This window comes from Paenibacillus aurantius, assembly GCF_032268605.1.
In the GTDB taxonomy this organism is placed as follows: domain Bacteria; phylum Bacillota; class Bacilli; order Paenibacillales; family NBRC-103111; genus Paenibacillus_AO; species Paenibacillus_AO aurantius.
In genome coordinates this window covers 6,246,891-6,260,684 of the sequence record NZ_CP130318.1, presented here as the reverse complement: position 1 = coordinate 6,260,684, position 13,794 = coordinate 6,246,891, and the positions used below count along the sequence as shown (strand labels likewise).

Below are 13,794 nucleotides of genomic sequence, written 5' to 3'. Positions count from 1 at the left end.
GTCTTTTTGGAAGGAGGTTTATTCATGAAGGATCAACAAAGAAATCGGACAAAGGAGCATTTGAAATCCGCTTTTATCAAACTCATTAAAGAGAAGGGCTATCATAACGTTTCCGTAAAAGACATCGTGGATGGCGCCGCCTATAATCGGAGCACTTTCTACGTCCACTATCAAGATAAAATCCAATTGGCTGAAGACTTGCTTGCTTCTAGGATCCAGGGTCTGGAGGATTCCGTTGGCAAACCTTATTACCCCGGACAGCAGGTAAAGGCGAATAAGTTAAACCCGCCTTCGTTTGCTATTATTGGTTACATTTATGAACACCGCGATTTCTTCGAGCTTATTAAATATGACGATACCTTACCGGGGCTGCATACCGAATTTCCCCAATCCATCTTGAAGATCTATAAGGAACAATTTATTTTTGAAACCTTAAACCACACTCCGGTCAATATGGACTATTTTAAACGCTATACGGCATTTGGTTTTTATGGACTGATTCTAATGTGGATCAGCAATGGCTTTAAGGAATCGTTGGACGAATTTATTAAAGAAGTCATCGACCTTACGAGGACGCATATCCATTCCATTAAGTATGTAGGAAAAAACGGTGACCGGCTTCCATTAGGAAGCGATCACTAGTCATTGTTTGATCATGAAATCATATCCCTATTCCGGGTCAGTAGGATTCTTGATCTTATCCTGATATAGATCGAAATATAAACCCCCGTTGGTTCCTTTCACGGCGTAACAAACTTCGTTTACGGCCAATCCTCTCTCGTTCAACTGTTGGAAAAGCCACTCCCGGCTAAGCCCGCCTTGATTAATATTTTCATCAATCACTTCTCCATCCATAATCAACTCAAGGGGAAAATGGGCTTTGTCCGGGCTCATGATGGATAAATCTTTTAGTGTAATTTGCCGGAATTCCGGCTTCTTTAATACGGACAGCTTTCCGTTCAGTTCAAGAACGGCATACTCCACTTCCTCGATATCAAAAATTTCTTTTTCCCTCAGTTCTTGATTTAAAGTATCGAGCGAAAACTTTAACTTTCGTAAATTCTGCTCCAGAATTTTGCCGTTTTCAATGACCATCGTCGGTTTCCCCGAAAAGAATTTCCTTAATTTCCGGCTTTTTATGGAAATGTAGGCGACGAGGAAGGCGATTCCGCTGAAAGTAATAAGGGCCGCTATAAGATTCCATGACTTTAACGATGTGTTGAAAGCTATATTGCCCGTAATGGCCCCTAACGTAATAGAAGAAACAAAGTCATGATACGTCATCTGCGTGATGGTATGTTTACCGATTACTTTCGTTATGATCATGATTAAGAGAAAAGCGGCGATGGTTCTCAAAATGATTTCCAGAAAAGTGCTCATGATAGTTGGATTCGCCTCATTTTCGTAGTGGAAAGTCTATCCATAGAATGGACAAGTCATCTAATCCTTATTCCAACGAAAAAGCGGCTGCTCCCGGCTCGTAAGCCGAGGACAACCGCTTTCTCTATTTTCCTATTAGTGCGGCAAGGCCAGCATGGTCTTCATATCCTCTTGGGCGTTGCCGATCAGTTTCAATCCGAATTTTTCGACCAATACGTTTAATACGCCTTGGCTTACGAATTCCGGCGGCTTGGGTCCGATGCGGATGTCTTGAATCCCCAAGCTGAACAAGCCGAGGAGGATCGCCACCGCTTTTTGCTCGAACCAGGACAGGACAATGCTCACCGGCAGTTCATTGACGCTGCAGCCGAAGGCATCCGCCAACGCCAGGGCGATTTTGACGGTTGATCCGGAATTGTTGCATTGGCCCAAGTCGATATAGCGAGGGATACCGGTTCCCGGAACGGTTCCGTAATCGACGTCGTTGAAACGGAATTTCCCGCAAGAGGTCGTCAGGATGACCGTTTCAGGGGGCAAGGAAGTAGCCAATTCCCTGTAGTATTCGCCTCCCGTGCCCGGCGCGTCGCAGCCCGCGATGACGAAGAAACGTTTGATTTTGCCGTCTTTGACCGCTTGAATGATTTCAGGTGCCAGCCCGATGACGGTTTCGTGGTGGAATCCGGTGGTCAGGACCTGGTCGGACTCCTCATTCGCTTCCGGCAAAGATAAAGCTTTCTCGATCAATGGGGAAAAATCTTCGCCCATGATCTTCGTGACGCCCTCGAGCCCAGCCACCTCGTAGGAGAAGAACCGGTCGGCATAGGTTCCTTTAATCGGCATGACGCAGTTCGTTGTCGCCAGAATAGCGCCGGGGAATTGCTCGAAAAGACGACGTTGGTCAAACCAGGCCTTGCCGATATTCCCCTTGAGATGGCTAAACTTCTTCAACTCCGGATAGCCGTGGGCAGGAAGCATTTCCGAGTGGGTGTATATATTAATGCCTTTGCCTTCCGTTTGCTTCAGCAATTCCTCAAGGGCGTATAGGTTATGACCGGTTACCACGATACATTTGCCTTCGATCCTATTCTGGGAAACGACGACAGGCTGGGGAATTCCGAAGTGAGTCGTATGGGCACGATCGAGAACATCCATAATTTTGACTGCAGCGGAGCCAACTTTCATGGCCATATCGAGATGTTCCTGCAGGTTGAAATTGGAGTTGGTCAAGGTCAGATAGAGGGCTTCGTGCGTAATTTTGTCTACTTCGGGATCGGTATAACCCAGCTGTCGTGCATGCGTGGCATAGGCGGCAATCCCTTTTAGCGCAAAGATAATCGTATCCTGAAGGCTGGCAATGGTCTCATCTTTTCCGCAAACCCCCACCACTTTACATCCGCCTGCAGGCGTTTGTTCACATTGATAACAGAACATATCCGTCTCATCTCCCGTATCGTGATGAACCTCATTATATAGGGCAGAAATCGGATAATATGTGAGTCTTATCACACCCGGGAAGGGTTTCTTATAACCTTTGGACAATTTGTTCTGATAATCGCCACACGCTTGGCATGGGAAGGATTTGGCATTCCACCTGCGCACTCCATTGTGACATAATAAAGGGATTGACCAACAAGGGAGCGGCATCAAGTGGAGAGACAGAATAGCAGCTACAGGTGGGTCGTACTGGCGTGCATCTTGCTGGACTACTTCCTGATCGTGATTCAGCGGACGGCGCCGGGACTCATCTCGGATAAATTAATGACGGACTTTCATGTGACGGCGGCGACAATCGGGGTCTTGGCCAGCATTCAATTTCTGGCTTATGCCGGGCTCCAGATTCCCGTCGGGATACTATCCGATCGCTATGGCCCGAATGGATTCCTTATCCTAGGGACCTTGTTGAACGGATTCGGCACGTTGTTGTACAGCTTAGCCGCACATGAATCGATCCTGCTGATCGCGCGGCTCCTGGTGGGGATTGGGGATGCGACGATCTGGATCAATGTGGTGCTGATTCTAGGCAACTGGTTCCGGGCTAAGGAATTTGTGAAGCTGATCGGGCTGGCCGGGGTGAGCGGCAGTCTCGGTTTCCTCGTCGCGACGGCTCCTTTCTCGGAGTGGATTGCGATGGCGGGCTGGCGGGTCCCCTTCCTCACATCGGGCATCGTCTTGATCCTGACCAGCGGATTGCTCTTCTATGTATTGGTATGGAACCTCAAGCGGCGGTTCCCGGAGATGTCGGGCAGCCATTCGGCAGCCGCGGCGGATGCCATGGTCAAGAAGAAGCGGGACAAGGTAATGACGGTGCTAAGGCGGATTCTGGGGAATCGGCAAAGCTGGGCGACGTTCCTGTGCCATTTCGGATTAGTCGGCACGTATGTCGGCTTCATCGGCTCATGGGCTGTCCCGTACGGGATGAACGTATACGGGATGTCCCGCTCGGGCGCGAGCGGGCTGGCCATGGCGGGCCTCATCGGCGCCCTCGTCGGCGGGCCGCTGGCCACCTTGCTGGCATCGCGCCTTCCTTCGATGAAGCGTCCTTACGCCATCGTCCATGCGGTCGTCTTCCTTAGCTGGATGGCGATCTATCTGTGGGGCGGGAAGCCGCCACTCGTCATGGCGACGCTGCTGTTTGTGCTTATCGGATTTGGCAACGGATCCAGTGCCTTGACGTTTGCGGTCGTGCGTGACTCGTTCGATATCCGGGAGGTGGGCGTCGCCTCGGGCTTCGCGAATACCGGCGGGTTCCTCAGTGCGATTCTGCTGCCGAGCCTGTTCGGGCGTGTGCTGGATCACTTAGCGGGCTCTGGGACGATTACAGGGTATCACCAAGGATTTCTCATTCCGGCTCTATTCGCCCTGGTAGGTTTGGCCGGCGCCTTGCTGCTGCGGGAGAAGGTGGACGAGAACGAGCGTGGGGAGGAAGGAACCGTTCCTTCCAAATAAACAAGGCCTTAAGAGCGGAATCTGCTCTTAAGGCCTCTTTTTTCATTCAGTAGCCATCCGTGCTTTTGCCGGAATGTTCGGCTTTTTCAGCACCATCCCTTGCCGCATCGGAACCCAGGTGGGTGGAATCCACCTGAGCCTGCTTCAGACCTTCCGCTACTCTTCGCCCGTACTCAGAATGGGCCTCGGTAAAATACCCGATCATTTTCTCCTGGATGACCGGTTGGCATATTTTCAGCGCGTCGACCAGGTTCGAGATCAGCTCCTCCCGCTCCCAATCTTCAAACTGGAGATAGGTTTCTCCGGCCTGTTTAAAGTCGTTGGGCCGGCTGATTTTTTCCCGTACGAGCTTGGCGGAATAGGCGGGTTGGTGTTCTTTGCCCGCCGGCTTGGCTTCTGTAAGGCCGCCTAGAGAGGAAGGCTCGTAGGTGACATGCGGATTCTGATCGGGGGCCCGGTCGACCATATAGGCCATTTGGCCGTCCCTTTGATTCGTAGCCACCCGCGTTTTCGGAGCATTGATCGGAAGCTGCAAGTAATTCGTTCCTACCCGGTATCGCTGGGTATCCGAATAGGAGAAGGTTCTTCCCTGCAGCAGCTTGTCATCGGAGAAATCCAGGCCGTCGACCAATACCCCCGTCCCAAAGGCAGCCTGCTCGACCTCGGCAAAGTAGTTTTCCGGGTTTTGGTCCAGCACCATTTTGCCTACCGGAAGGAAAGGAAACCGCTCGTGGTCCCAGAGCTTGGTCGGGTCCAGAGGGTCAAAATCCAATTCCGGATGCTCGTCGTCGCTCATGATCTGCACACAAAGCTCCCACTCGGGGTAATCGCCCCGCTCAATGGCTTCGTATAAGTCCTGGGTCGCATGGCTTATCGTTTTGGCTTGGATGGCGCTTGCCTCTTTCTGGGTGAGGTTCTTAATGCCCTGCTTCAGAGGCTCCCAATGATACTTGACCAAGACAGCCTCGCCTTCCTGGTTGACCCATTTGTAAGTATTGACCCCCGACCCCTGCATCTGCCGGTAATTGGCGGGAATCCCCCAGGGGGAGAAGACAAAGGTAATCATATGCGTAGCTTCGGGACTGTTGGAGACGAAGTCGAACATTCTTTCCGGATTCGGAAGGTTGGTGACCGGGTCCACCTTAAAGGCATGGACCATATCCGGAAATTTGAGCGGATCCCGTATGAAGAAGATTTTCAGGTTGTTCCCCACCAGGTCCCAGTTGCCGTCCTCCGTATAAAATTTAACGGCAAAGCCGCGCGGATCCCGGTCCGTTTCGGAGGAGTGGGTGCCTCCCACGACCGTAGAGAAGCGAACGAAAACAGGGGTGCGTTTCCCCGCCTCCTGAAAAAGCTTGGCACGGGTGTATTTCGAGATCGATTCCTGGCCTACCTTTCCGTAAGCCTCAAAATATCCATGCGCCCCGGCACCGCGGGCATGGACCACCCTTTCCGGAATGCGTTCGCGGTCGAAATGGGATATTTTCTCGATGAAGTGGTAGTTCTCCAGTGTGGACGGCCCGCGGTTTCCTATCGTTCGAATGTTTTGATTATCCGAAATCGGATGGCCTTGCCGATTCGTTAAAATCCTATTGGTATCGTTCTTCTCCATGGTTACCAGCACCCTTTTCAAGATATTTACCAGCTGTTAGGTTTTACCAGAAGGGATGGGCTTATTCTTGAAGCGGGTAAAGATTGGAGTTTGTATTGGACATCTAAGAGTATTAAAGGGAAAATAAATTTACAGTTAACGCACGTCGAGGAAAGGAAGAGAGCAGTGAACAAAACCGATCGGATGCTGGCTATCGTTATGGAGCTGCAGCGTAAGGGCGTGCTGCGCGCCGAGGATTTGGCTGCTCGATTCGAGACGAGTGTCCGCACCATTTACCGTGACATGCAAGCGCTTAGCGAGGCTGGGGTTCCGGTGGCGGGGGCAACCGGCGTAGGCTACTCCCTTATGGAGGGGTACTTCCTCCCCCCAATCAGCTTTACGGCGGAGGAAGCAGTGACGCTGCTCATCGGGGCTGACTTCGTGGAACGGAGGCTGGATGAGGAGTATGGCGCGAGGGCGCGAAGCTCCCAGGAGAAGATTGAGGCCATTTTGCCGGAGAACGTGCGCGAGGAGACGGCTCGGGTGCGGTCGGCCATCCGCTTGCTGAAAGAAAGGGAGGCGGGAACGCGCGGGCAGGAGAAAGAAACGTTCAAGCAGTTACGCCAGGCTATTCTGAAGAAGAGCAAGGTTCGTTTCCACTATTCCAAAAGCCTATCTGCACCAGACGGAATGCGGCACGGCGAACGTACGGCGGATCCTTACGGTCTGGTTTTTTCTCAGGGGGCGTGGGTGCTTGTCGCCTTCTGCCAACTAAGGGGCGACATTCGGCACTTTCGGCTCTCCCGTATGAAGGAGCTTCTCGTATTGAAAGAATCGTTCGAGGTCCTTCCCGGTTTTCGCCTTCAGGACCACCGGCCTTCGGACGATCGAGAAGTGGTCGTGCGGATGTGGGTCGACTCCTCCATTGTGGATTTGGTTCAGGAAGTGAACAGCTTTTATATGGAGTCCTTGGAATGGGGTATGGAAGGCTGGCTGGCGACGTTTCGCGTCCGGCGGATAGAGGAATTGCTTCAATGGACGCTTGGATGGGGGGCAGCGGTTCAGGTGCTGGAGCCGGAATCGCTGCGGGACCGAATGCGGGATGAAATTCTAAAAATGCAAAAGCGCTACTGACAGACAGATGTCAGTAGCGTTGCTGCATACTGGAACCAACTTAATCATAAGGAGTTGGGTTCAGCCATGAATACTAAGGAAATGCTGCTTCAGTTTGAGGAAACGGTCGACCAATATATTCGAGATTTGAAAGACTACAGCCTGGAGCAGCTGCTGTGGAAGCCCGCAGAAGACGAATGGTCGCTCGGTCAGATGTTTGGGCATTTGATCGGCTCCGCCCAGTTCCTGCATCTGCGGAATGTGGCCCTGTGCCTCGAGCCGGACGGAAGCCCCGCGGTCTCTACAATAGGGAAGACGCAGCCGGGCGAAGAAGTGTACAGCGCGGGAAGCTTTCCGCCGGTTCGCGTACAGGTTCCCCCCTCCCCTCAGTACACACCGCCACAACCGGAAAGCAAGGACCAGCTTGTGGATGGGCTTCGGAACGTGGTTCGTCGGATGGTGGAGATGGAACCCGCGGTAGCGGCGGCCTTCGATCCGGGCTCCCGAGAGCTATGGGAACCGGGTAAGGAGCCGGCAGTTGAGCTTGTCCCCCCTACCGTTGCCCACCCGAGATTTGGCGGATTGAACGCCCTCGAATGGTTTCAACTGATCGAGATGCACTATCGTCACCATTTCCTGCAGAAGAAGCGTCTGGAGGACGCTTGGAGGGAAATGCAAGTGAAAGCGTAAGACCGGAACGTCGGGATGATAGGGAAGGTGAAAAGCCGAGCTGTGCGTTCGCAACGCCATACCCCAGGTTACCCATAGGGCTGCCTCATAAGAGGCGGCCTTTTTCTGTGCGATAAATGACGGCGTATTTAGATAACAACTCTGCATGATCATGCATGCACTCTATTTCAACGAATTTATAGATTCTCTTTCAAACGACAGGAAACCTCGAGCTTATATAGAATACCAGAATAAACTTGATTATGACGGAGGGGATGTTTATACAGCATGCATTTTATTACAAAGAAAGACCCTGCTACACCAGCTGCACAGCAGTTGCGGCTTGGAAACCAAAGCCGGATCGTACCCTTAGGGCATAAAGTCAGATAGCAGCGGCAGGACCGCAGAAACCATACAAGAAACAGACAGCTGCTAATAAGGAAGCTTTAATTGCAAGGCCTGCACAAATCAAGCTGGAAGAAGGAGCTAGAGACAAATGGGCAAACGCTTTCATAAGTATCTTTCCTGTTTTTTGGCACTGGCAACTGTTTTTTCGCTGCTGCAGCCTATGGCGGCACTGGCTGCAGGAACGGATAGCGGTACGATAGCCCCGAAGATATGGCTTACCGAAATCTACCCTAACGACATAGCACGAAATGCCTCTTACACAGGGCTAAGCGGTGCCACCATCGACAGCATGGATTATATCGAAGTCTATAATGCTTCGGACTCAGAGATGGATTTCGGAGCGGACTACAACCTGGTCTATACCGATTCGGGTGACAAGATACTTACTTATAACGAAGCCGAGTTGAAAATCCCGGCCAAAACGCCTGCCGTGTTCTGGATCCGGCGTGTCGATTTGGAGGGGAAAGGGAAGACCATGCCGGACGAGGCGGCTTTCCGTGCAAGCCTGGGGATCCCGGACGGCGTGCCGGTCTTTTCGGTCAACAACCAGACGGCCCTGAAGAATTCAACGGCCAAGGTAACCATTGTGTCCAAGAGCAGCCATGCCATCGTCTCCACCTATACCTATACGACGGACGATGTGGGCTCGGCGGAGGGGACGAGCGTCCATCTTCAAGCAGTGGAAGGACAATCGGCCTGTCTGCCCCTGGGTACGCAGGCTCCCGCTTCCGCGGGCAAGGTGAGCGAGGAACAAAAGACGGTCAAGCCCCAGACGGTCAAGCCCAAGCCGGCCGTCACGCCGGGAACCGTCAGCCGCACGGGTAACAGCACGGCATCCGTAACGTTCACTACGTACGCCGCCGATGCCTACTACTATGAGGTTGTCGCTGATGGCGCCCCTGCTCCGGCCATCGATACCGTCAACGGAGTTGGCCATGCGGTCGGCGCGAATGGGGAGGTAACGCTCGCTTTGACGACGCTGTCCGAGGAGGCCCAGGATCTCTATCTGGTCGGGAAGAATTCGTCGAACCTGGTCAGCGATCCGCTGAAGATCGATATCCCGGCTTACACCGCCTCTGCCAGCCAGGGGCTCTATCTGACCGAGATCATGCCGAACGATCTTCCGCGCCATGACCAATACACCGGAATCAGCAGCGCCGGCGTTGACAGCATGGATTATATCGAAATCTACAATGCTTCGGACTCAGCGGTGAATTTTGGGGCTGCTTACAACCTCGTGTATACCGATTTGTCGGTTTCGCCCGCTAAGGACGTTACCTTTGCCTATAACGAAGCGGAGTTGAAAATCCCGGCCAAAACGCCTGCCGTGTTTTGGGTACGGCGCGTCGACCTGGAAGGGAAAGGGGGGACCATGCCGGACGAGGCGGACTTCCGTAGAAGCTTCGGGGTTCCGGACAACGTGCCGGTCTTTTCCGTCAACAACCAGGTGGCTCTCAAAAATACAACGGCCAAGGTAGCCATTGTGCCGAAAGGCAGCAGCGAACCGGTTTCCTACTACTCCTACGCGTCGGGCGATGCCGGCACCGTGGAGGGCGCAAGCGTTCAGCTTCAGGCGGCGGAGGGGCAGAGCAGGGCCTTGGCCATCGCCAAGAAAGCACCGCCTTCCGCAGGCCAGGTGAGCGAGGAGCAGAAGACGATTTTGGCCGATCCGGGGATTACGCCCGTGCTGACGCCTCTTTTTGAAACGGGCCAGTATGACACCATCCGGGAAGGAACGGATCTCAGCATCCCCTACTCTTATGTGGACCCAACGGGCGTTAAGAGCTTTGTCGTCTATTACCGGACGAATCAATCCGGGGAGTGGACGGCTCAAGAGGGGAACTCGTTTAATAAGCGGGTGCCCGGTAAATTTTATGTGGAAATTGGCGCCGACCGTTTTCTGAACAGCGGCTACATTGAATATTACCTGGAAGCCAAAAACATGTTCCGCACGGCGGTTACGCCCGTCCATCGGGTCACCGTCCTGCACGGCGATGATTTCTCCGGTCTGCGCTCGAACTTGGCGGATGGCCAAACGGTTTCCGGCCGCGTCTACGTTATCGGGAGATCCAGCGACAACGCGGCGGTAGACATCCGCCTGGACGGTGCTTTGGTGGACACTACCCGCCGGCTGGAGCAGGGAGCTTATTTTACCCTGGACATCGAGGGACTGGACGGGGCCAAGAACGCCATTACGGCCAACGGAAACCTGGTGCAGGTCTTCTCGCGCTGGTATGATGTGCTGCCTTCCCGTGCCGTGATGATCGACAACCGCCTGTTTGCGTATAAAGCGAACGGCGACGCCGAGGTGAGCGTCCGTATCGTGGCTGGTACCGAGATCGACGCCCTGGACACCACACCCGGTACGGACAGCGACAGCTTCTCGGTGACGAATTTCTCCCTGGTGCTGGCGGACGGCACGGTTATTCAACCGGACGGCGCCGTTAAGGCATCGAATACCGTGACGTTGGGCAGCAGCAAACGGGAGGTCGAGCTGCATTTTACCGTTCCGTATGCCTCCCTGAACGCCAACGGCACTGTCTGGGATACCCGGCAGGTGGAAGACGGCAGCCACCACGTCACCATTTCCACCGGAACCGGCAGCCAAACCATCTCCGTGAACGTGGACAATACCGGCCCGGTGATCAGCGCCGAGATTCCGGAGCAGATCGACGGCGAGTATACGTTTCAGCCACGCTATACGGATGCGTCGAATGTGGCGGAGGACACGCTTATGCTTAAGCTGGATGGAAAGCTCCTGAGCGGAACCAGCTTCAACGGCTCGGAGCTCAACCAGGGTCCCCATACGCTTACCGCTTCGGTGCAGGACACTTGGGGGAATACGGGAACCATGACATGGACCTTCTCGTCCAGCCGCAATTACCCGGTTATCTCCCATGTCTCCTCGTCGGACGTGGGGACGGATTCGGCCACCCTGTCGGCCGTTCTGAGCAAAGGGAAAGACGCCGAGGTCTCGTTCCATGAGGCGCAGGCGTTGACCGTGGGCGAAGGCATTACCGTGTACCAAGGCTCCGGCGACGGCACGGCCAACGCGCAAGCCGGTTCCCTTGGTGCGGTAACCAGCGGCAACGGCAGCCTGCCTTACCAGATGTATGCCTTTGATGTGAACGCCGCGGATACCTCCCTTCGGGTCTCGCTTGAGGCGGCAACGGATTATGGCAAAGACGTCCGTCTCTATGCGCGCAGCAGCGCCGGCGACCGGTGGATTCCGCTTCAAGCCGACTATGCGGACGGCAAAATCTCTGCGGTATTCGAGACCGGCGACTATCTCGCCGACGGAAAGGTTTATGTGCTGGTCCAAGGAAGAGGCATCGAGATGCTGCCTTCCACCAAAGCCGGTCATGCCAGCACGGTGGCCAATGATTATGTTTGGGATGGCAGCGGGGAACCGGCCCAGTATGATTTTTCAATCGCCTGGGAGACCGACACGCAGTATTACGCCCAAAGCTACCCGGAGAACTTCCGATTGCTCAACGACCATATTGCGGCCAATAAGGACCGCATGGACATCCGCTATGTCGTGCACACGGGCGATCTTATCGATGACATCGACGAAACCTATCAATGGGAGCGCGCCGACCAGTACATGAAAATCCTGGAGGATGCCCAATTACCATACGGCGTAGTGGCCGGGAACCATGACATTGCCAACCATAACGGCAAATATGTAAATTACCAGAAATACTTCGGGGAGGACCGTTTTAAGGACAACGGCGTCTTCGGCGGTTCCTTCCAGAACAACCTCGGCCACTACGATCTCGTCACCGCAGGCGGCCAGGACCTGATCTTTGTTTACATGAGCTACAATTTTGACCGGGAGGCGGTGGCCTGGGTTAACAAGGTTCTGGCGGAATATCCGGACCGTATGGCCGTTCTGGCTTTTCATAATTACGTAAAAGCGAATGCCGACCTGGACGAAGCCGGTCTCTACTACCAGAACGAAGTGGTCGCCAAGAACCCTAACGTCAAGCTGGTGCTAAGCGGCCATTATACCGGGGCCGCCTTCAACGTAGAAGGCTTTGATGATGACGGGGACGGAGTGAAAGAACGCAAGGTCTACCAGATCCTCCAGGATTACCAGGGAGGGGAGCAGGGCGGAAATGCCTATTACAAGACGCTGTATTTTGATCTGGCGAACGGCAAGCTCTACATGAATTCCTATTCGCCTAAGCTGAACGATTATAATTATTTCGATAAGCCCAAAGCGTCATCTTATGAAATCGGCACAAAAGAGGGCGACCAGGACATTTACGAGCTCAGCCTGGACTTCAATACGGCGCCCAAAACGCTGACCGTCACCGCGGTAGAAGCCGTGCTGTACCACAACACGGCCCTCGGGAGGGCAGCGGCCGAGCATTCGACGGCATCGGTTACCGTGGATAACCTTGCGCCTGGAGAACACACCTGGATGGCCATCGCGGCAAACTCCGCGGGAAGAGGGTACAGCCGGCTTTCTTCCTTCACCACCAAAAAAGCGGATGCCTCGGATGCCTCCGCTCCGGCTCTGACCGTCAGAACCGTTAGCCGTAACGGTGACAGCACCGCAACGGTAAGGTTCGCCGCCGATGAAGCTGGAACCTACTACTACGAGTTCGTAAATGATGGAGCCGGCGAGCCGGTGATCGACACGAACGGCAGAGGTACCGCCTACGAGGCTCACAGGGCCGTCGCGGTTTCGCTCGCCAACCTTACGCCAGGTGCGAAGGCTATGTACCTCGTCGTGAAGGACACGGCGGGCAACGTGAGCCCGGCTCTTAGGATTGACATCCCGGCTTATTCCAACCCGTCCGGAGGCCATAGGAGCGGGAACAACGGAGGAACCAATCGAGGAAAGCCGGAGGGATCGCTGGGCAGGACTTGAATGACGCCAAGCCGGTAATGCTTTCGCTCTCAACGAGCATCGGTTAGCAGCCGGGAGAAGAGGATTCCTGTTTCGAGCAGGAGTCCTCTTTTTTATCTCCTCGAAGCTTCACGCGAACGAAAAAGGCGTCCATGCGGACGCCTTCCCTTACTTTTTAAGCTCGGCCAAAAATTGCTCCAGCTGATCGAAGGTTCCTCCGAAGCCCTGCTGCATCGATTCGAACATTCCCTCGAAGAAGCTTTCCTCTTCCGCCGTGGCGTTAATCGGCCGGCTGCGCAACGTCAGGATGGTCCCGCCGTTATCTTCGCGGAAGGTGACCTCGTTGCGGATTTCCAGCGGGATCAGATCGCTAAAGGGAGCCCGGACAATATGGCCCGCCTCATCGGAGAAGCTGTTGACCCAGACGATCTTATCGAAGGCTTCGATTTCCTGATAGACGAATTTCCCCCACATTTGATTCCCATCCGGAGACTGCATGCTGTAGTGGAACACCCCTCCCGGACGGAAATCCAATTGCGATACCTTTATTTCGAAGCCTTTCGGCCCCCACCACTGCTTCAGATGGTCGACCTGCGACCAGGCCTGAAAGACAAGCTCGCGCGGTGCCTGGAATTCCCGGGTGATGACCAGTTCCTTACATTCCGAGTTGGACATTAGAATCCATTCCTCCCTATCGTAAATAACCTCTTGATTAAAGTATACGTCATTGGGAATATTCTTGTAAAGGAATATTTAGAAAGGATTATCGGAACCTATTCTTCCATCACGAAAAGGAATATTTGCCCACTAGATTGAAATATAATAA

General features: G+C 53.8%; 9 protein-coding genes. 5 read left to right on the top strand and 4 right to left on the bottom strand.

Features of this window, described 5'->3' with window-relative positions:
* Positions 1-24: 24 nt before the first annotated feature.
* Entirely contained in the window at positions 25-642 is a 618-nt protein-coding gene (locus MJA45_RS28355; RefSeq protein ID WP_315605237.1) for a TetR/AcrR family transcriptional regulator, read from the top strand.
* Positions 643-669: 27 nt separating this feature from the next.
* Here the strand turns inward: MJA45_RS28355 and MJA45_RS28350 are convergent, their stop codons facing one another.
* Together MJA45_RS28350 and hcp are read right to left on the bottom strand one after the other, a co-directional pair.
* A complete protein-coding gene (locus MJA45_RS28350; protein ID WP_407083090.1) occupies positions 670-1,380 on the bottom strand; it encodes a DUF421 domain-containing protein in 711 nt (236 codons plus the stop codon).
* Between the two features lie 135 nt (positions 1,381-1,515).
* Positions 1,516-2,811 (bottom strand): hydroxylamine reductase, encoded by a 1,296-nt coding sequence (hcp, locus tag MJA45_RS28345; RefSeq protein WP_315605235.1) that lies wholly within the window; start codon positions 2,809-2,811, stop codon positions 1,516-1,518.
* 216 nt (positions 2,812-3,027) lie between these two features.
* Between hcp and MJA45_RS28340 the strand changes: the two genes are divergently transcribed.
* Positions 3,028-4,326 carry an MFS transporter gene (locus tag MJA45_RS28340; RefSeq protein WP_315605234.1) on the top strand — a complete coding sequence of 433 codons (1,299 nt, stop codon included), beginning with the start codon at positions 3,028-3,030 and terminating at the stop codon, positions 4,324-4,326.
* A 46-nt stretch (positions 4,327-4,372) separates the two neighbouring features.
* Here the strand turns inward: MJA45_RS28340 and MJA45_RS28335 are convergent, their stop codons facing one another.
* Positions 4,373-5,938, bottom strand: coding sequence for a catalase (locus MJA45_RS28335; protein ID WP_315608126.1), 1,566 nt, complete (start codon positions 5,936-5,938; stop codon positions 4,373-4,375).
* A 165-nt stretch (positions 5,939-6,103) separates the two neighbouring features.
* Here MJA45_RS28335 and MJA45_RS28330 point away from each other — a divergent pair, with 165 nt between their 5' ends.
* From MJA45_RS28330 to MJA45_RS28320, 3 genes are all read left to right on the top strand, one after another.
* Positions 6,104-7,051: a helix-turn-helix transcriptional regulator gene (locus tag MJA45_RS28330; RefSeq protein WP_315605233.1), complete on the top strand. Its 948-nt coding sequence runs from the start codon at positions 6,104-6,106 to the stop codon at positions 7,049-7,051.
* Between the two features lie 66 nt (positions 7,052-7,117).
* Positions 7,118-7,720 (top strand): DinB family protein, encoded by a 603-nt coding sequence (locus MJA45_RS28325; protein WP_315605232.1) that lies wholly within the window; start codon positions 7,118-7,120, stop codon positions 7,718-7,720.
* A gap of 511 nt (positions 7,721-8,231) precedes the next feature.
* Positions 8,232-12,989 carry a metallophosphoesterase gene (locus MJA45_RS28320; protein WP_315605231.1) on the top strand — a complete coding sequence of 1,586 codons (4,758 nt, stop codon included), beginning with the start codon at positions 8,232-8,234 and terminating at the stop codon, positions 12,987-12,989.
* A 147-nt stretch (positions 12,990-13,136) separates the two neighbouring features.
* Here MJA45_RS28320 and MJA45_RS28315 read toward each other — a convergent pair whose 3' ends face one another.
* Positions 13,137-13,643 (bottom strand): SRPBCC family protein, encoded by a 507-nt coding sequence (locus MJA45_RS28315; RefSeq protein ID WP_315605230.1) that lies wholly within the window; start codon positions 13,641-13,643, stop codon positions 13,137-13,139.
* Positions 13,644-13,794: the final 151 nt, after the last annotated feature.

Coding starts and splice junctions, on each gene's coding strand:
- MJA45_RS28355 (WP_315605237.1), top strand. CDS start 25: ATGAAGGATCAACAAAGAAATCGGACAAAGGAGCATTTGAAATCCGCT.
- MJA45_RS28350 (WP_407083090.1), bottom strand. CDS start 1,380: ATGAGCACTTTTCTGGAAATCATTTTGAGAACCATCGCCGCTTTTCTC.
- hcp (WP_315605235.1), bottom strand. CDS start 2,811: ATGTTCTGTTATCAATGTGAACAAACGCCTGCAGGCGGATGTAAAGTG.
- MJA45_RS28335 (WP_315608126.1), bottom strand. CDS start 5,938: ATGGAGAAGAACGATACCAATAGGATTTTAACGAATCGGCAAGGCCAT.
- MJA45_RS28325 (WP_315605232.1), top strand. CDS start 7,118: ATGAATACTAAGGAAATGCTGCTTCAGTTTGAGGAAACGGTCGACCAA.
- MJA45_RS28315 (WP_315605230.1), bottom strand. CDS start 13,643: ATGTCCAACTCGGAATGTAAGGAACTGGTCATCACCCGGGAATTCCAG.